11 protein-coding genes are annotated in these 17,844 nt (G+C 60.6%); 5 read left to right on the plus strand and 6 right to left on the minus strand.

Going from position 1 to position 17,844, the window contains the following annotated elements; translation table 11 throughout:
* Positions 1–129: 129 nt before the first annotated feature.
* Positions 130–1,887: a phosphohexomutase domain-containing protein gene (locus sS8_RS23400; RefSeq protein ID WP_170161227.1), complete on the minus strand. Its 1,758-nt coding sequence runs from the start codon at positions 1,885–1,887 to the stop codon at positions 130–132.
* A 275-nt stretch (positions 1,888–2,162) separates the two neighbouring features.
* Between sS8_RS23400 and sS8_RS23405 the strand changes: the two genes are divergently transcribed.
* A complete protein-coding gene (locus sS8_RS23405) occupies positions 2,163–3,416 on the plus strand; it encodes a cysteine desulfurase-like protein (RefSeq protein ID WP_119632978.1) in 1,254 nt (417 codons plus the stop codon).
* A gap of 37 nt (positions 3,417–3,453) precedes the next feature.
* On the opposite strand, the gene sS8_RS23410 is transcribed toward sS8_RS23405, so the two are convergent.
* Positions 3,454–5,004, minus strand: a complete 1,551-nt coding sequence (locus sS8_RS23410) for a YncE family protein (protein ID WP_145986659.1) — start codon at positions 5,002–5,004, stop codon at positions 3,454–3,456.
* Positions 5,005–5,674: 670 nt separating this feature from the next.
* Between sS8_RS23410 and sS8_RS23415 the strand changes: the two genes are divergently transcribed.
* On the plus strand, positions 5,675–8,143 hold the full coding sequence (locus tag sS8_RS23415) for a transporter substrate-binding domain-containing protein (RefSeq protein ID WP_232020405.1): 2,469 nt from the start codon (positions 5,675–5,677) through the stop codon (positions 8,141–8,143).
* Between the two features lie 91 nt (positions 8,144–8,234).
* Here sS8_RS23415 and glgC read toward each other — a convergent pair whose 3' ends face one another.
* Positions 8,235–9,458, minus strand: coding sequence for a glucose-1-phosphate adenylyltransferase (glgC, locus tag sS8_RS23420; RefSeq protein ID WP_119631885.1), 1,224 nt, complete (start codon positions 9,456–9,458; stop codon positions 8,235–8,237).
* Between the two features lie 250 nt (positions 9,459–9,708).
* On the opposite strand from glgC, the gene sS8_RS23425 reads away from it, so the two are divergent.
* The gene (locus tag sS8_RS23425; RefSeq protein ID WP_119631886.1) at positions 9,709–10,308 is read left to right on the plus strand and encodes a hypothetical protein; all 600 of its coding nucleotides are present in this window, start codon (positions 9,709–9,711) and stop codon (positions 10,306–10,308) included.
* Positions 10,309–10,404: 96 nt separating this feature from the next.
* On the opposite strand, the gene sS8_RS23430 is transcribed toward sS8_RS23425, so the two are convergent.
* Together sS8_RS23430 and sS8_RS23435 are read right to left on the minus strand one after the other, a co-directional pair.
* Positions 10,405–10,746, minus strand: a complete 342-nt coding sequence (locus sS8_RS23430; RefSeq protein ID WP_119631887.1) for a hypothetical protein — start codon at positions 10,744–10,746, stop codon at positions 10,405–10,407.
* Positions 10,747–10,793: 47 nt separating this feature from the next.
* Positions 10,794–12,626, minus strand: coding sequence for a trans-sulfuration enzyme family protein (locus tag sS8_RS23435; protein ID WP_119631888.1), 1,833 nt, complete (start codon positions 12,624–12,626; stop codon positions 10,794–10,796).
* Between the two features lie 239 nt (positions 12,627–12,865).
* On the opposite strand from sS8_RS23435, the gene sS8_RS23440 reads away from it, so the two are divergent.
* Both sS8_RS23440 and sS8_RS23445 read left to right on the plus strand, forming a co-directional pair.
* Positions 12,866–13,234, plus strand: a complete 369-nt coding sequence (locus sS8_RS23440) for a translation initiation factor Sui1 (RefSeq protein WP_119631889.1) — start codon at positions 12,866–12,868, stop codon at positions 13,232–13,234.
* Positions 13,235–13,608: 374 nt separating this feature from the next.
* Positions 13,609–13,911: a DUF5658 family protein gene (locus sS8_RS23445; protein WP_119631890.1), complete on the plus strand. Its 303-nt coding sequence runs from the start codon at positions 13,609–13,611 to the stop codon at positions 13,909–13,911.
* An 81-nt stretch (positions 13,912–13,992) separates the two neighbouring features.
* On the opposite strand, the gene sS8_RS23450 is transcribed toward sS8_RS23445, so the two are convergent.
* Positions 13,993–17,763, minus strand: coding sequence for a PAS domain S-box protein (locus sS8_RS23450; RefSeq protein WP_119631891.1), 3,771 nt, complete (start codon positions 17,761–17,763; stop codon positions 13,993–13,995).
* Positions 17,764–17,844: the final 81 nt, after the last annotated feature.

Consider the following 17,844-nt stretch of genomic DNA (forward strand, 5'->3'; position numbering starts at 1 on the left):
GCCTTGCCGCAGGAACAAGGGCATCTGTCAGCCTTCGTTAATGAAGTGTATACCAAGGATTTACGTCGGAAATTTCGGGGGGGCGTAATTTCCAAATTCTGTGATCTACATCACAAATTTTGAAATAGGCTAAGGCCTTTCAGCAACCCCGGCCGATTGCTCCAAACGGCGCAAAATGCCGTCGGGTTCGGCCACCGCCATGGCGGCGATGGCGTCGGCTCGCGCCTGGCTGTTCGAGACCGCGTAAATCCGCAGTTCGTCGGCATTTCCCGAAGGCCGTAGGTGGGCGACGTCATCGTTGCTGAAGCGGATACGTACGCCATCGACGAAGTTAAGGCCGGTAATGGATCCGAAGCCGAGATCCGCCGTGAAGAATCCCGCCAGTTTCTGCCGAATCGTTTCGAGCGCTTGAATCTCCGCATCCGCGGCTTGAACTTCCCGGCCCTCGGCGTTCAGCAGCGAGGCTCCTTGGGACGAGAACCGCACCTCGCCGATCGCCGGATCCGAAGGCGAGAACCGCCGGACGATTTCGAGACCGACCGGCCTTGGAAACTGCTTGAGCAGCGCGGCCCGGCTGTAGCGTTTGGGAAGCGACGCAAATAGCTCGGCCAGACCGACGCCCTTTTCCCGGCTCGAACTAAGCACGGCGACGATGGGCAGGACCGCGTCGCGCGTGGGCAAGGCCTTGAGAATCCTGCCGTTTTTCGAAATGTCGGAGCCGGTGAGAAATCCGCCGTTGGCCTCCCAGCCGCAGACCGCCCGCTTGCCGCGGGCACGCGCGGTTTCCATGCCGGCAATGACGAACGGCGAGCCGATGCGCGTTTTGGGTTCGGTGATGTGCCTGAGCTTGCCGAGGTCAATGCCGTCGTTGCAACTGATGGGCACGACGGCAGCATCCGCACCGAGGTATTCCGCCGTGATCATTCCCACCAGATCGCCGCCGAAAAAGCGCAGGGCGGAGGTTTCGGCATCCACGCCGAGGATCAGCGGCCGATCGCTATCGCCGTCGGTGGAGACCACGGCATCGATCGGCCCGTGACTTGCCGCGGCGTCGTCGAACAGCGCCTGCACGGCTGCCAGCTGCGCCGCGTCGATGTTCTCGGTATCGATCGGGACGAAGGTTTCGCTGCGGCCGGCGGTGATCACTTCGGCACCGAGCCTGCGCAGTATTTCGACCAAGAGGTCCCGTCCGACGGCGGAATGCTGATAGACCAGAAGGTGCATTCCATGAAGAGGCTGGCTGCCGAAGAAATCCGTGTAGCGCTTGATATAAGCCGTGGCGGCCTCGCCGCTTTCGGTCGAGAGTTCGAGATGGCCCGCCTTGAACAGCCCCTGCGCGTCGAACAGGGAATCCGCAAAAGATTGGCTGTAAAGGCTTTCCCGCGCATCGCGGACCTTCTCGTTAATGGGCTGCTCGTGCTGTTTCAGCAGTTCCCCGCGCGAGGTGTTGGTCTTGTAGCCGTTGCGGTCAAACGGGATATGGCTGCCCGTAACCATGATGCTGCCCTTGCCGTGCGACACGGCATAGTAGGTCAGTGCGGGAGTCGGGATACAGCCTAGATTGACCGGCCTCATGCCGGCGGTGCGTATGGCGCATTCGATGGCCTGGGCGAGTTCGCCGCGCCGGGGTTCCCCGTCGACGAACCGGCTGGAACTGGGCCTGAGATCATAAGCGAAAAAGAACTCCTCGCCGCGCACGATGCCGCCTTCGGAAAGAGGCAGCGATTGCAGGTACTCGAGTTCCGCCAGGGCATTGATGAATACTTCCAGCTGGCTGAGATGGACCAGCAGGCCACGGCGCCCGCTGGTTCCGAATTGCAGGGCTTGCGGCTCTTGCGCCAGGCGCGAACGAAGCGAGTCTTTTTTTTCAGAGATAACGGATGTCATAGGGTCGGACTGGTTGATGGGCCAAAGATCGGCTAAGTGTTCCATCAACGCGGCGACTGGGCAAGCAAACGGGAATCCGACCGGAGGTCGGCCGTTGCATTTTCGGGAAGCCGGTCACGGGCTTCGTCGAAACCGGAGTGAAACAAGCCTCTCGTCCTGCGCCGCCATCCTTTGTGTTAACCTCTCCGGTGCCGACTCATCACATCGACGGGAAGCCGCTCGGCGCTCGATTCCGGTCCGATGAAGCGACCGGCCGTATCACAGAGGAGTCCACCATGGCGTCTTTTGATATCGATTGGATACGCTCCCAGTTTCCGGCACTCTCCCAGGACCTGGGCGGCTATCGCCCGGTTTTCTTCGACGGGCCGGGAGGCACCCAGGTGCCCGAATCGGTGATCGATGCGATGAGCCGCTACCTGGTAACGTCGAACGCCAATGCACACGGCGCTTTCGCCACGAGTCGGCGGACCGACGAGCTGATCGCCTCGGCTCGCGGCGCGGTCGCGGATTTTCTGGGCTGTGAGCACGATGAAGTGATCTTCGGCGCGAACATGACCACGCTCGCCTTCGCGTTCAGCCGAGCCATGGGGCGCAGCTTGAAGCCGGGCGATGAAATCGTCGTGACGCGGCTCGATCATTACGCCAATGTTTCTCCCTGGCATGCGCTGGAAGAAGTCGGGGCGGTGGTCCGCGTTGTCGATTTCCACGTGGAAGATTGCACGCTCGATATCAGCGATCTGGAACGGCAGTTGAGCGATCGCACCCGTGTGGTCGCGATCGGATATGCCTGCAATGCCGTCGGCACGATCAACGACGTCGCCAAGGTCGTGCGCCTGGCCCATGCGGTGGGCGCTCTGGTTTTCGTCGATGCGGTTCACTACGCGCCCCACGGCCCGATCGACGTACGCGCCCTCGATTGCGATTTTCTGGCGTGCTCTGCCTACAAGTTTTTCGGTCCGCACGTCGGCGTCCTGTTCGGCAAGCGCGAACATCTCGCCCGCCTGCAACCGTACAAAGTGCAGCCTGCCGCGGACGAAGTGCCTTTTCGCTGGGAGACCGGGACCTTGAATCACGAGGGACTGGCTGGACTGATAGCGACGATCGATTATCTGGAGGAACTGGGCCGGCGCGTCTCTGCGTCCGTGGAGAACCGCCGCAAAGCCCTGGTCGCGGCGATGGAGGCGAGCCGCCGATACGAGCGCCACCTGAGCGAACGATTGATTCAGGGCCTGTCGCGGATACCCGGCGTGACGCTGTACGGCATAACGGATAGTGCTCGCTTCGACCGGCGCACCCCGACCGTCGGGCTAACCCTAGCCGGCCGGACACCTTACGCGGTTGCCGAGCAATTGGGTGATCGCGGGATTTTCACCTGGCACGGCAACTTCTACGCGCTGGGACTCACCGAGCGATTGGGCGTGGAGTCGAAAGGAGGCTTGTTGCGAATCGGACTATTGGCCTACAACACCGACGAGGAGATCGATCGGTTGCTGCAGGCGCTGGACGATATTAACGCCGCCTCGGCCTGAAGGTGCCGAAGCGGCGTTTTTCCGACGTGCCGCGGTGTCAGGGATTGCAGTTCAGGACGGTATCGCCCGGATCGTACAAGCAGAGATCGCCGTCCACGTGGGCGCCGCCATCGACGGTATCGTTGCCGCCCGTGCCATCCGCAACGTTCAGCCAATCGTCCTGGTCGCCGCCGTTGACGATGTCCTTGCCCGAACCGCCGTCGGCCCTATCCCGGCCGGCGCCGCCATCGATGATATCGTCGCCGTCGCCGCCGGAAATCGTTTCATCGCCGTCGTCGCCCGAGAGCTTGTCGTTGCCGGCGTCGCCGGCGAGCACGTCGTCGCCGGTACCGCCGCCGATGGTGTCGTCTCCCGGGCCTCCCTTGATCGCATCGTTGCCGGGGCCTCCGCAAATCAGATCATCCCCGCCGCCGCCGTCTATCACATCGTTGCCGCCGAGTCCGAAGATGACGTCGTTATCCTGCGTTCCGCGCAAAACATCGGGGCCGTCCGTGCCCACGATCGCGCCCTCCGGCGGGGGCCCGGCACACGGATCCGTGACCGCGGCGAGCGCTACGCCGGTTGGCTGCACGATACGCTGATCGGTGATCGAAGTCAGCAAGGCGCCGGTCTTGGCGTCGTAAACGCTCAGGGCATTGGCAAAATATTCCGGGACGTACAGCTTGTCCTTGCCGGGATACAGCGCCATTTGATCGATTCCGAAGAATCCGAAAGTGACCGAAATCGGGATCGACAAGGCCGGGGCGTCGTCCAGGGCAGCGGTAGATCCGTCATATGAAAAGGCGTCCACGAAGCCTTCGTAGCTGCTCCTGACATACACGCGATCTCCGGCGCTGTCGACCAGGCCCGAAATTCCGAAATTCCCGGACAAGGTCCGTGTGTCGACCCGTTCCAGTCCAGGCACCGTAAACGACGTCATGCTTCCGGATAAGGTGGTGACGACAAGGCCGGATTTGGCGTCCGGGGCACAGAACACATTGTTCGGTTCGTCGTCGAGAGACAGCACGTCGCCGGTGTCCTCCAGGGCGCCACGACTATCGATCGTGAGCCGGCGCACCGTCCCTTCGGCGGACGACGTGACCAGCACCGAACCGTCGCTGCAGACATCCACGGAGTTGGTGTCCGAATCCCGGGAAAAGGTATGGATCTCGCTTCGCGCGGCGATGTCTATGACCGAGATCGGTTGCGGATCGCTGCCGTCGGCTATCACCAGATATTTTCCGTCGGGACTGATCGAAAGATCCTCGCCGTTGTTGGCGATGGGAATCGGATTCTTGCCGTCGGAAAGTCGGGGGGGGGAAGCGGTCAGGTCGATGACGAAAACCTCGCCATTGAAATTTGTCACGAAACCGTGTCGTTGATCCGGGCTTATCAGCACGTCACCGATGGAACCCGGCGGTATGGGCACGGAACCGAGCACGGAATCGGTGTCGGCATCGAACACCGTTACCGCGGATTCGCTGTTATCCGCCACCAGGCCGAGAGTCCTAGCCGATATCGCGGGCGACTGCAAAACGGCGGTTACAGCCATGACGGCTCCGTTGAGCAGTAGTGCCGGACGCATCTTTTTTCCGTAATCGTTCGTCATGATGATCCTTCCCTGTTCGTGAGTGAAAAACAGCCGCGGTTCGAGCGGTCCTGAGTACGCACGTGCGGAGTAGCGCGCGGCTCCCGCACGGAAATACCGATCCGGCACGACGCGAAGCAGGGCGGCCGGGTCCGCCGATCGGAGAAAAGTGGTAAAGCTTTAGACACGCTTTGTATTGGACGATTCGTTTTTGTTTCAATTATTTGCCGAGCGCGATTGAACCTTGCCGTATAGCCGTCTTCCAGGCAGTATGGCTGCCGGTGCTCCGGCGACGGTTCCTATATCGTTTCACGGACTCCGGACACTATGCCGTATGTTTGTAGGCGTGGCGGAACGAATCGCGAACGAGCTTTGAACTTAGAGGAAGGCAATCGCTCTATGGTGAATGCCGTTTGGCATATATCAAACATACGATCTGCAATCGTGGAGTGGCACGGCCGCTGACATCGCGCAACCGGCACCGCGATTTGTGAGACACGACACTGCGCCTGCTCACGCTTTGCAAGGAATCATCATGTGCATTGCTGCGCCCTTTCGAATAGACTTACGACAAGTTATTCGGCCCATCCGTGCGGCTCGTGTCCGAGTCCTTCGGGCTAAGGGTTTCCAGCGGAGCCGCGCGGAGCGGTGTCGAGAGAGGCTCGGATCGTGGAGCCTGCGGCTGCTGCTCGTGTTCAGCCTGGTCGGGGCGGGGCTGGCTCGAGCGGAGTCGGATCGTCCGCTGGTCGTCGGATCCGAGGTCGGCTTTCCGCCCTATGCCGAAATTGATGAGTCCGGACAACCGACCGGATTTGCCGTCGAGCTGTTCGCTGCGGTAGCCAAGGTAATGGACATTAGCGTCACCTTCCGTACCGGGCCATGGGATTCCATCTGGCAAGGGCTGAAGTCCGGCGAACTCGACGCGCTGCCCCTGGCGGCGCATCTTGACGAACGTGAAGGTCAGGTGGAATTCACCCGGCCGCATACCATCGGCTATGACAGTTTCTTCGTTCGCAAGGGCCGCTCGCCGGTTCCTTCCATCGGCCAGGCGCGCGCCCTAAGCATCATCGTCCTGCGTTCCGATGCCGCTCACCATGCTCTCGTCAGCCGCGGTTTCACCCATCAACTGGTCTTCGTCGACAGCCTCACCGACGGTTTCCGCCTGCTGGCCTCCGGACAGCATGATGCGGTGCTGGGACCGCGGCTGCAGGGCGACAGGCTGGTCGAGGCCAGCGGTCTCTCCGCGATCATCGAAGCCGGTCCGCCGCTCAAGGATTACCGGCGCGAGTTTTGTTTCGCCGTGCGCAAGGGCGATACGCGACTCCGCGACCGGCTCGACCAGGGCCTGGCTATCGTCATGGCCAGCGGCGAGTATGACCGGCTTTACGGAAAATGGCTCGGCATTTACGAAACTCCGACCTTTCCGGTCAAGTACGTGGCATGGGGTACGGGGGTTATTGCCGTTCTGTTGGCGCTGCTGGGACTATGGACCCGGCAATTACGCCGGCAGGTGGCGCTGAGGACCGCGGAATTGGCCCGAGCCGTCGCGTCGACACAGGCGGAACGGCAGCGGCTCAACGATGTTTTGCAAGCGCTTCCGGTTTCCGTGGTCTTGTTGTCGCAGGACTACCGGGTGGTCTTTGCCAACCGCTTTTTCGAAGAGCGCTACGGCAAGGCCCGGAATCGGCGCTGCTACGAATACCTGTTCGGCCGCTGCGCGCCGTGCGAGACCTGCGAGACCTATACAGTGCTGAAGTCCGGTGCTCCGGTCGACTGGGAATGGACCGCACCGGACGGACAGGATTACCAGATCCATGATTTTCCTTTCCCCGACAATGAGGGGGCTTCGATGATCATGGAGGTCGGCATCGACATCACCGAGATGAACCGGGCCAAGCAGGCGCTGAGGGAAGCCAATGCGTCGCTGGAGCAGCGGGTGGCCGCACGTACGGCCGAACTGGAAGCGGCGCGACGGGAAGCGGAAGAAGCGCGCGACCTTCTGCGCGTGACCATGGACAATGCGCCGGCGCTGATGTCCTACATCGATGCGGATTGTCGGTACCGTCGCGTCAACGGGGCCTACGAACGGTGGTTCGGTCACGGCAGCGAGCAGGTTCGGGGACGCCATGTTCGGGAAGTGCTCGGCGATTCCGCATGGCGGGTCATCGCCCCTTATGCCGAGCGGGCTTTAGCCGGAGAGCGGGTTGCGTTCGAGATTTCCGTACCCTACGCCGAAGGCGGTATGCGCTGGTGTCACGCCACCTACTCCCCGGATCTTGATGCGGCGGGGCGGGTGCGTGGATTCGTGGCGCACGTGCTCGACGTCACCGAGCGCAAACAGGCCGAGGAGGGGCTGCGCGAGGCCGACCGGCGCAAGGACGAATTCCTGGCCATGCTCGCCCACGAGCTCCGCAATCCGCTGGCTCCGATCAGCAACGCCGTTCAGATTATGCGGAGATTGGGGACGATGGATTCCAAACTCCAGTGGACGCGGGATGTGATCGATCGCCAGGTTGAACATTTGACCAGGCTGGTGGACGATCTCCTGGATGTCTCCCGTATCAGCCGGGGCAAAATCGAGCTCAAGAGAGAGCCCCTTGAGCTGGCGGAGATCGTGCAGCGGGCGGTAGAAACCAGCCGGCCGCTGATCGATGCCCGCCGGCATCAATTCGCCATACATCTCCCGCCGCAGCCGGTGCACGTCGAGGGCGACCTGGTTCGCCTGGCGCAGGCGGTGTCGAACTTGCTCAATAATGCCGCCAAGTACACCGACGAGGGCGGGCAGATCAGTCTGAGCCTTGAATCATCCGACAGCGATGTCGTGATTCGGGTCCGCGATACCGGGCGCGGTATCGATCCCGTGCAGGCATCCAGTCTGTTCGATCTGTTCTATCAGGTGGACCGCACCCTGGACCGTGCGGAAGGAGGCTTGGGTATCGGCCTGTGCCTGGTCAAACGCCTGGTGGCGATGCATGGCGGCGAGATCTGGGTTTTAAGCGAGGGGCGGGGGCAAGGCAGCGAGTTCGGTATCCGTCTGCCGCGCCTGCGGGGATCGCGGCCGTTCATTGTCGGCTCGGTCCATGCCGGTAGCGGCGAGCGGCAGGTTTCGTATCCCGGACCGTCTTCTTTAGAAAAATCCGATTATAAATCGGGTACGTAAATATCCTGGGCGGGTTGCGTCCGCCGCCAGGGCGGGGCACGCCCGGATGAATCCTGCCCGCGTTCACGAGTCGGGTTAAAGGGCAAGCCGATCAATAGACCAAACCCGATCCCCGCTTGCCTTTCGGTACGATGGTGATAGGCGGCGGGGATGCCGCTGCCTGGTTTCTGCCGGGATGTCGTTCCTCGCCGATGGCGGAGCCGGGAGGAATGTTATTGTAGCGATCGACGATGGTCCGGCGCAGCTTCGCGCCACGGCCGATGACGGTGTAATCCATGATGATGCACTCGTCGATGTCCGCGTCCGGTTCGATGACCACTTCGCGCCGGATCACCGAGCGGTTGATTCTCGCGCCTCGAATCATGGAGCCGGCACCGAGAACGCTGTCGCGGACTTCGCCGTCGATGATCCGGGTATCCGGTCCCAGATAATTGTCGGAATAGATCGGCCAGTTCGGATTGAAAATTTCAAAGCGCGGTTCCTCGCCCAGCATGTCCATGTGGGCCGCGAAATACGCGTCGATCGTGCCGACGTCGCGCCAATAGGGCTGGTCTTCGTAGGGTTTGATGCCGGGGACGCGATTCAGGGCGAGATCGTAGACGTAAACCCGGTGCGTACGGAGCAGACGCGGCAGGACATCCCGCCCGAAATCCTGCTCGCTGCACGGCCGCATGGCTTCAAGCGTGTCGATCAGAACGTCCGTGCTGAAGATGTAATTGCCCATGGATGCCAGCGCTCGACCTGGATCGCCGGGCATGGGTTCGGGCCTGGCCGGTTTTTCCCGGAATTCCGCCACGCGGCCGTCCGGGCCGGGGCGGATGATGCCGAAAGCCGAGCATTGCTCCAGCGGCATGGGTAGGGCGGCCACGGTGACATCGGCATTTCGTTCCAGATGAAACCGAACCATTTGATTGATGTCCATGCGATATACGTGATCTGAGCCGAAAACCGCCACTACGTCGGGAGAGTGGTGATCGATCAGTCCCAGATTCTGGTGGACCGCGTCGGCGGTGCTTTGGAACCAGTCCGGGCCATCGCGCATCTGGGGAGGCACGACGGTGACGAAATGGCCCGCAATCAGATGGGATATCGACCAGGCCCTGCGCACGTGCTCGATCAAGGATTGGGACTTGTATTGGACTAATAGGTAGATCGAATGGATTTCGGAGTTGACCAGATTGCTCAGCACGAAATCCACGATACGATACCGTCCGCCGAATGGAACCGCCGGTTTGGACCGTTCCGCGGTGAGGGGGAGAAGGCGGTTGCCCGCGCCGCCGGCCAAGACCATGGCCAAGACTCTGGGGGGCGCCATTGTTAGGCCTCTGTTGTTCTAATGGGACAGCTTCGATGGCGAATGTAAAGGATTCTCCTTCTTGGGTTCCCTGGCAATAAGGACAATTACTGACGGCTGGACCTCGTCGGCAAATTCAGCCACGATTTGCCTACTTATCAGGGCGACGGCGTCGGGATGGTTTTGCCGGAGCTCGATCGAGGAACGCTTTTACTGGTACCGGACTCCAAGCCAAGGCTTGAGCCGATTCAACTCCCAAGGTGTCATCGCGATGTCCATGTTCAGATTTTTGCCCGGAATCCTCGTCGTGGAGGCGGCCACGGTCGGGGTGGTGATGGCGGCGAGGGGCGGTTCCGGCGAGGCGGACTGGGTTCCGCTGGGCGTTCTCGCGTTCATCATCACGCTGCTGATCGCCGTCTGGTTCGGGTCCATTGCCAATCACTTGAAGAAAGACGCTTTGGCCGAGGCTCAAAATAGTTTTGCGCGAGAGCGGGAGAATCTCCTGATCGCCGCCGAAACCGACAAGCGGGCGACGCTGGAGGAAACCCACCAACGGCTGATCCGCGAAGTCAGCCGTGCCCATCGCAGGGCCAATATCAAGCTGGGCCTGGGGCTGTTCGCTCTTATGAGTATCGGAGCCGTCCTCCTGGCCATCGAACTGGTCACGGTGGGTTTGCTGACCTTCGCCGCCGCCGGCGGCGCGGTCGCGGGTTATCTCGTCCGCAGCCGGCAGGAGTCCCTGGCCTATGCAAAGAAAGCCGATCAAAGTCCACCGCCGCAGGTTGAACGAGTGATCCACGCCAAGCCGGAGGAACCGGCGTCGCGCCGGCTGCTTCGACAACGCGGCGGGGATCAAGGGGCGAATCGATAGGGGGAACGAGCGTGCAGCGGTCGGCAATACTTTGCCGTACGAGCGAGATGAAAATGCGCTTAAAGCCCGCTCTCACGAAGCCGATCGCCGGATTCGCTACAAGCGATTTCCGAGCGATGGGCGTTTGCACCGGATCACGATGGTTTTCTCGATGACCGGCGCGGTTTTTCCCTGTCGAATCGCTCCGGTGACCATATCGAAAATTTCATTCATCTGCCGCTCGTCGCTCAGGGCGATCTCGTCATATCCACGCGTCCCGCAGATTTCGCCGGCCTTCCGGTAGCAACCGTCTCTCGCGAGGCCCCGTTCTTCGCAGGTGATCTGATACGCCGGATCGCCGCTGGGTAAATAAATCGACCGCGCGGTCGGCTCCGACAGCGAGTGGGCGCATCCCGTCAGTCCGGAAACCAAGCACATCATACCCAGCCGCTTTTTCATGTGATTTGGGCCCTCACGTCGAATGGTGAATCCCTTGGGATTATAGGTCAATCGGAGCTTTCGGCGATTTTCGTCTCGACGTATCTTCGGTGCGATTCCAGATAGATGGTTCGCACCAAGTCCCGCGCTGCCGAAAGAGGTCCGAAGCCGCGGGAGAAATCAGGTACGACCGGATCGATGGCCAGGCGGGCGGCGCCGACCAGGTGCAGGATCAGGTCGAGCGGATCCTCGTCGCCGACGGCAATGCGTATGGTGGTCGGCGAGATGCCGGCTTCGCGCAGGGCGATTTCATCCAGCTCCGAGTGGGTGGTCAAGGCGGGGCAGGCCACGATCGTATTGCTCTGGCCGAGGCTGATCATATGGCCGAAAGTCGGTGAAAGATTGTCGAAGAAGCGCTGGAACGCCTCCCGCGGCAAATCGCCCATGTCCAGAGTGAACAGCGGTGCGGGCAATCCCAGTGCCAGGGTTTTCTTCATGATCTCGCGGTTGGGATCGCCGGGCAGCGCGTTGCAATGGACGCTGATATTCGGATGGGCGGCCAGGAACCGCGCGAGTATCTGCGTATTGATGCATTTCTTGAGCATGCGCACGTCCAGCGTGCGGAGTCCCTGGAGCACGTCGAAAGCGGCGTCGGCGTTGAGAAACGCACCCTTGACGTAGTATACGTTCCAAAACAGGGTCTCGTTCCACTGGACGCCGCGCATTGATTCTCCCTTGGGAACGAACATGTCCTCGTTGCGGCCGATGACGACGCCGGCGATGACCGAGCCATTGCCGGAAAGATCTTTGGTATAGCTGTGAATGACGAAATCCGGCCGCTCGCTGGGATCTTTCCGCTGCAGCGGAGCGTAAAGAAAAGGCGTCCCGACGGTGGCGTCGAGTATGACGCGCAGTCCGAGCCGGTGAGCTTCGCTGCAGATGGCCGGAACGTCCAAGACATAGCCATGCGGGTTGCAAGGCGATTCGAGGTAGACGTAGGCGCGCCGGCCGGCCGACATCCGGTCGGCATGTTCGACGGTAGCCCGCTCCCAAGCCTGCAGGAAATCGGCTACGGTGTAGCCGTCGAACGCTTCGACGGCAATCTCCAGGTTTGCGGATTTCGCGAACCAGTGGTGGATGAGCTGATGAGTACCGCCGTACAGGTTACGGCTGGTGATCAGGATATCGTCGCGTCCCAGGAGGTGCGACAGCACCCCGTCGATGGCGGCCATTCCGCTGTTGAAGTTCCAGGCGAAGTATTCGTCGGCGTGAAGGCCGGCTTCGAGATCGACGATGTGATTGGCCAATGCGACCGAGGTCGGATTGAGCAGCCGCGAGTAGATCTCCAGCAGTTGCTCCTTGCCGCGGAAAGCGTCTTCTATCCATTCGGCGCATGCGTAGATATAGGTAGCGGTGCGGGTAATCACCGGATTGGCGGAAAAGATCGCGGTGACGTTGTCGAAAACGCTGTACGGTCCTTTGCTGGCGATCGTCGCGGTGCTGTAATTCAGGCTTTGGTAGCAGCGCCGGTTCGGGTGCTGCACGTTATCGAGCAACTTCGCCAGTTGAAACGACAGGAACTTTTTCGCGTTGAAATAGGCGATTCGGTCGGAACGGTCCAGGCCTTGGATGGTCTCCGCGGTTTCGACCCAAAGCCTATCAATATCGGCGTAGCTTTCGTACAGTCGGCGGGATACGCGTGCCAGAGCCTGGCCGAAAGCGGTCGCGGGATCGATCCCGAAATGGGCGAGCTGTTCGCCCACCAATTCGTCGAGCGAGCGGGCGGTCGTCGACTTTCGCCGCGGCGATAGGATGCGCAGGCGGTCGATGGTCTCCGACGCATCGTTCGATTGCGCCGGCGTGCGGGGCTTCGGAGGCGAAGCGAATCCGATCTTGTCCATAGCGGATTTTCCTTTAAATCGAGCTTGCAGCGAGGCGCCGGGCGACCGGTCGCCTTTGCCCTCATTAGACCAGATCGGCGGCTGATCCGCTCGCCCAAAACCGTTTGGGAAGCGCATGATTGGGGGAGTACACGGGCTGTTTCGGTAAGAGCGGTTCGGTCCCGAGGTTCGCTCGATGGGTCCGGAATGCCGGTAAAGTATCTGCAAGTCTGATTCATTATCGAAATCGAGTGAAAACCATGACATCAAGAAAACAGCCGGCAAACGGTGGTCTCGTTTATTGCACCGAATTTGGACGAATGTGTCCGGCCTGTCGTAAACCCGTTGCCGAATGCATTTGCAGGCAAGTCCAATCGGCTTCGAAATCCGACGGGAAGGTGCGTGTGCGCCTGGAAACCAAGGGGCGCAAGGGTAAGGGCGTGACGGTGATTTCCGGTTTGCCATTGGATGGCGCGGATCTTGAAAGACTTTGCAGGCAGATCAAGCAGCGTTGCGGTTCCGGCGGTACCGTGAAGGACGGGACGATCGAGATTCAGGGCGATCATCGAGAACGGATCATGGAAGACCTGTCCGGGCAGGGTTGGACCGTCAAGCGGGCAGGGGGCTGAGCCGAAGAGGGCCGCGAGCGGCGAATGGTCGACATGACGCAGGCGATTTTTCATTAGCATGTGGTGATATTCTTCTGCTATGCTTTGGTCTAACCCGTATTTCTCGCGTTCGTCATGGCGAAGGTATCGCACGGAATGAGCAGCAGCGAAGCAGGACGGAAAATGCGGGCTTGTATTGTCGGGACGCAGCCCCGTGATTCTTGATGCGTTTCCCCGCCATCACTTCATTCCTGCTTGCGGAATGCGACTGCATTAACCGGAATCGATAGAGTCGAAGGTATAACGCCTGTCATTTTTCCATGCCGGCAAGATATCTTTTCGTGTGCGGCAATACCGAGGATCAGCGCCCCGTGTCTTAACTTTGGAGCCGTAGTATGTATGCCATATTGATCATCTTGTTCGGGCTATTGCAAGTCGCAGACGGAATCGTGACTTACCTCGGGCTTAGCTTCACCAGCGTGGAAGAAGTGAATCCGATTCTCAATCTTTGCGCGGAGCTGATCGGGCTCGGCTACTCCATCTTTCTGATCAAGGCGGTCGGCCTTACATTCATCGCATTCTTGTTCCTCGACCGGCATAAAATGAAAAGCCGCTGGATCAAGGCGACCTTGACCTCTGCCGTCGCTTTTTACAGCTGGGTCGTGACCAATAACGTGATATTGGTTTTCGACGTTTAGGGCCGGAGCGGCTCCGGCGTGCGCCTTATGTTCTTTCGCACGGCGCCGCCCCGGCCGATCCCGTTTCGCGGCGGCCGGCGATCAAGCGGTTTGAGCGTTTCGCGCCGGGGCCGTTTTCATCTCCCCCTTGCATCGGCCGAGCGGCAGACGCACGATGAATTCGCTGCCCCGGCCGGGGCCCGCGCTGCTTACCTCAACGCGCCCCCCGTGCAATGCCGCGATTTTCTGGACGATGGTCAATCCAAGGCCGAGCCCGCCCTGGGCACGATCCAGCGTTCGTTCGGACTGAGTGAATACGTCGAACAGGTGCGGCAGCAGGGTGCCTGGAATACCTTCGCCGTTATCACGCACCGAAATGGCGACCTCGTTATCCGCGTGATCTACATTGAGCCAGATTCGGCCCCCGTCCGGCGTATACTTGTTGGCATTGTCCAGCAAATTCGAAATCATCTGCGTCAAGCGTACCGGATCGGCCTCGAAACGCAGCGGATATTTCGGCAGACTCACGGTAAACAGATGACGGCGCGCTTCGAACTGCGGTTGAGCGGCCTCTATGGTCTGGCTTAGAAGTGCGGTGAGATCGACCGGCGTTCTCTGGAGTTTGAATTTGCCCTGGACGATCCGGGAGACGTCGAGGAGATCGTCCACTAGCCGGGTCAGGTGGTCCACTTGCCGGTTGATGACTTCCTGCGCCCACTGCATCCTCGGATTCGGCGTGTCGAACTTGCGAATCAAATGAACCGCGTTGCGGATCGGGGCCAGCGGGTTTCTGAGCTCATGTCCCAGCATGGCGATAAATTCGTTCTTGCGGAGATCGGCCTCTTTGAGAGCTGCTTCCGCTTGCGCTCGTTCGATGATGTCCGCGGTTTGGCGGACCAAAAGGTCGAGTAGCCGCAACGCGCGTTCGTTCGGACGATGCGGCGTTCCGTAATGGGTGGATATCACGCCCAGAGGGCGGCCGCTGCGGCTGAGCAGCGGCGTGGATTGAACCGCGCGTGCACCCGCTTTCAGCATGGCCTGGAGTTCCGGCGGGTCTTTGAAAATGAGGCTCGAGGTGACGTCCTCGACGATCACTCTCTTTCCCCACGCCATCGCAGCATCCCAAGGCCCCGGACCGACCAGGGCGTTATGCCAGAAATCGACGAAATCAGGCTCGAAACCCCGCTGCGCAACAATTCGGAGTTGGCCGGAGGAAGCGTCGACCAGTTGAACATGGCCGCGTTCTGCTCCGGCTATGGCTATGGCCGTTTGCACGATTTGATCGAGTACGGCAGGCAGCCCGTCCTCGCGAACGAATAACGCACCGATCGCTTGCAGCCGGGTCATGGCGTCCAGGTCGGCCGCCAGGCGGTCGTTCGCTGCCGCCAGAGCCTGCTGGGCCTGTTTGCGCTCGGTAATGTCGCGACCCACGGTCGCAAATCCTGCCGGTTCGCCGTTTGCATCGCGGATATGGAACACGTTGCACATCATCCAGATCGCCGCGCCGGTTTTGAAATGCCGGAATCGGATTTCAAGTTCGGTCCGGCCTTCGCGCTGTACCCGGGTGAAGAATTCCTCAAAGAGGAATTTCTGGTCTTCGGGAAAGGTAAAACTTTTCAGCGGCATCCGACGCGCCTGCGCGAGGCTATCCAAGCCGACCAGGCGCAGGCCGGCGTCGTTGATGTAGAACGGGTGGAACTCGAGATCGCACATACCGATGAATTCGGTACTTTGATCGGCAAAGGAGACGAACTTCTGGCGTTCGATCTCGATCTGCTTGCGCTCGGTGATGTCCAGAAAGGTTACGGTGGCGCCGCGTATGCGGCCGGCATTGTCATAAAGCGGCGCGGCCGCGCTCAGGACGAATCGGCGAGTACCATCGGCACGGACTATTTCCAGTTCCACATCCTCCACGATTTCACCCGTTTTCAGGACTCGGCGCATAGGGAGATCGTGATGAGGAATCTCCCTGCCGTTGCTGAAAAAGCGGTAAGGCGTCGTACCGTTAACCTCGGGCTTGGCGGCCAAATTTTCGCCGTCCGGCACACCCAGCAGTTGGTGGGCCTGGGTGTTGCCCGTGATCAGCCGGCACTGGGGATCGTGGGCGACGCAAATAGCGACCCGCGCCGTCTGCATGATCGTCCGCATCTGCACGTTGGCCGCGAGTGCTCTTGCTTCGCTGGCCCGCAGCGCTTCCTCGGTCCGTACCAAATCGTCCACATCCGTGAGCGAACCGGTCCAGCGGATGATTTCCCCGTCGGTATTACGATCCGGGAGTGCGCGGGCGATAAACCACCGGAAAGATCCGTCAGCCGACCTCAGACGGTGCTGGCTTTCGAACGATGCGCCGGTACATGTCGCTTTGCTCCACCGGGACATAACCTTCGGGACATCGTCGGAATGCAGCGCCGACAGCCAACCTTTCCCCGCGCTCTGCTCGGGGGAGAGCCCGGTATAGGCGCACCATCGCTCGCTTACAAAGGTATTATTGCCGTCCGGGTCGCTCTCCATAGTCAGGCTGGGGACGGCCTGCAGAATCGTGCGGAAACGCGCTTCGCTCGCCTTTAGCGAACGCTGGTCGAAAATTCGCTGCATGGCTATCGCCACCTGATCCGCAACGGATTTCATCAGATCCACTTCTTCGGCCGTGAATGCGGTGCGGGTCTTAGTGCCGAACAACAGCGTTCCGATGACGCGCCCTTGCACGAGCAAAGGATGGCAAACGCAGGCTCGAAGTCCGTAGGATCGGGCTCTGGTTATACAGGGCCTCGGTGCGGGCGGAACAGTATCGTCGGTGCTTTCCCTGCCGCCGATGCCGAAACCCCGACAGGTTCGGCTGCAATCCAGGCATTCCAGATCCCGAATCTCCTCGGCCGAAAAGCCGGCCCATGCATTCAGGCGAAACGTTCCCCCGGCGTCGTCCAGCAGAAAGTTGAAGAAGCAGTCGCAGCCGAGATGGCGCATCACCGCGCGGCAAAGATCTTCGATAATGGAACGAGGTTCGTCGGCGGCCAATAGCCGTGCGGAGGTTTCGGCCAACAGCTTGAACCGCTGCTCGCTTGCGGCCATCGTTTGTTCGGCCTGCTTGCGCTCGGTGATGTCGATGTTGCTTCCGGACATATGGACCGGCCGCCCTTCGGTATCGTAACGGATCGAGGCCCGCAGTTCGATCCAGCGGACGGTAAGATCGCTCTGGCGGACTATGCGAAATTCGCTGCTGAATTCGGGAATCTGGCCGGCGACCACCGCTTCCACTTCGGACTTTACGGTGTCCCGGTCGTCCGGATGCACCATGTTGAGCCAGGCATTGCACGAGTGTTGGAAGGTCTCGGGCGTCACGCCGTAAATGCGATACCACTGGGACGATACGCGGTGACGGCCGTTTTGCGCGAGGTCGGCTTCGAAGCTCGCGACCTGCACGATCTTTTGCGACAGTTCGAGGAGGTGATCGCGTTCGTGCAGGGCGGCTTCCAGCGGCCGGCGCTCGGCAAGAGCCTGATCGAGCAGGAACTGTTGCTCGAGGACGGCTTTGAACGCGCGTTGTTCGGATTTGCGGAGGCGCGAGATACCGCAGCTCAATACCGCGCCTATGGTGAAAAGGAGTGCCAGGCGCAAGGATTGCGCGGAGTTCGAAACGGTCATGGCGTCGCTTAAAAACGCCAGGAGAGAAATGCTCGCCGCCACACTCAACCCGGTGGCCGCGAAGCCTGCCCCCATTCCTCCGTGCCATGCCGCGAACATCACGGCGACCAAAAAGACAGACAGCGGCGGCGGATCGAGCAAGGAGCTGAGTGCAAAGATTAATGCGGCGACACAGACGGTTGCCCCTAGCGCAACCGAATATCCGTTCCCCAGCAATTGCTTAACGTCCACGCCTTTCCTTCCCTCATCTTGACATCAGGTTTCGGGTCCACAGGAGGCTAGTGTACAGCGGGTCGCCAAAAGGGGTGAAGG

It is taken from the genome of Methylocaldum marinum (assembly GCF_003584645.1).
Taxonomy (GTDB): Bacteria; Pseudomonadota; Gammaproteobacteria; order Methylococcales; family Methylococcaceae; genus Methylocaldum; species Methylocaldum marinum.

What these genes read in the sequence shown, in the direction of transcription:
- sS8_RS23410 (WP_145986659.1), bottom strand. Translation starts at nt 5,004, where the DNA reads ATGACGAACGATTACGGAAAAAAGATGCGTCCGGCACTACTGCTCAAC.
- sS8_RS23425 (WP_119631886.1), top strand. Translation starts at nt 9,709, where the DNA reads ATGTCCATGTTCAGATTTTTGCCCGGAATCCTCGTCGTGGAGGCGGCC.
- sS8_RS23440 (WP_119631889.1), top strand. Translation starts at nt 12,866, where the DNA reads ATGACATCAAGAAAACAGCCGGCAAACGGTGGTCTCGTTTATTGCACC.
- sS8_RS23405 (WP_119632978.1), top strand. Translation starts at nt 2,163, where the DNA reads ATGGCGTCTTTTGATATCGATTGGATACGCTCCCAGTTTCCGGCACTC.
- sS8_RS23400 (WP_170161227.1), bottom strand. Translation starts at nt 1,887, where the DNA reads ATGACATCCGTTATCTCTGAAAAAAAAGACTCGCTTCGTTCGCGCCTG.
- glgC (WP_119631885.1), bottom strand. Translation starts at nt 9,458, where the DNA reads ATGGCGCCCCCCAGAGTCTTGGCCATGGTCTTGGCCGGCGGCGCGGGC.
- sS8_RS23445 (WP_119631890.1), top strand. Translation starts at nt 13,609, where the DNA reads ATGTATGCCATATTGATCATCTTGTTCGGGCTATTGCAAGTCGCAGAC.
- sS8_RS23435 (WP_119631888.1), bottom strand. Translation starts at nt 12,626, where the DNA reads ATGGACAAGATCGGATTCGCTTCGCCTCCGAAGCCCCGCACGCCGGCG.
- sS8_RS23430 (WP_119631887.1), bottom strand. Translation starts at nt 10,746, where the DNA reads ATGAAAAAGCGGCTGGGTATGATGTGCTTGGTTTCCGGACTGACGGGA.